Source organism: Vibrio sp. 704, assembly GCF_033339295.1.
Map to the genome: position 1 here is coordinate 1 of NZ_JAWOUH010000311.1, position 795 is coordinate 795.

General features: G+C 48.7%; 1 protein-coding gene. It reads left to right on the top strand.

Annotated features, from left to right (window positions below; genetic code table 11):
- A partial coding sequence (locus tag R7R24_RS26125; RefSeq protein WP_318120033.1) for a cation transporter occupies nucleotides 1-795 on the top strand: 795 nt, incomplete at both ends.

Here is a 795-nt window from a genome sequence, read left to right on the forward strand (position 1 = left end):
TGCGGTGCCGCTCAGCGCCCGTGACTCTTGCTGCGCGCCAACTAAACCGACGCTAAATATTGCTCAAGCGGGTGTTGATACTGTTGAAAGCTCTTGCTGTAGTGGAGGCAGTTGCAGTTCGGACACCGCCGATGAAGAAGGCCCCGCGGAACTGCGAGAATCCTCAGTCCGTAGCAGTTGGCTCGTGTCCGACATGGATTGCCCATCTTGTGCGCAAAAGCTTGAAAAAGCCATCATGTCATTGCAAGGCGTTACGAATGCCAAAGTCCTTTTTGCTACAGAAAAGTTAGTTGTCGATTTTGATGACCATTCTCTAAGTTCGATCATCGAACAAACAGCGCGCCAAACTGGTTTCCCGCTTTCTGCGCTGGATAAACCAAAGCAAAAGAAAGAGAGCAAAGGCTGGTTCGGTTTTATTCAAGACAATCTACAGATTTTATCGATCGCAGGTGCAATGGCATTTGCGGGCCTTGTCGCAAGCATCAACCCTCAGCTTAGTAGCTGGATTTTTACTTTATCCTGTTTGCTGGGTTTGTATCCTATTGCCCGTAAGGCCGTCAAACTGGCTCGTGGTGGCACACCATTTGCCATTGAAACACTGATGAGTGTTGCTGCATTAGGTGCGTTGTACTTAGGTGAAACCGCAGAAGCCGCGATGGTGTTATTGCTCTTCCTTATTGGTGAAAAGCTAGAAGCATACGCATCATCACGAGCTCGAAGTGGCGTTCAGGCCTTAATGGATTTGGTACCAGAAAACACCACGCTGATCATTGATGGTGTACGCAAAGAAGTACC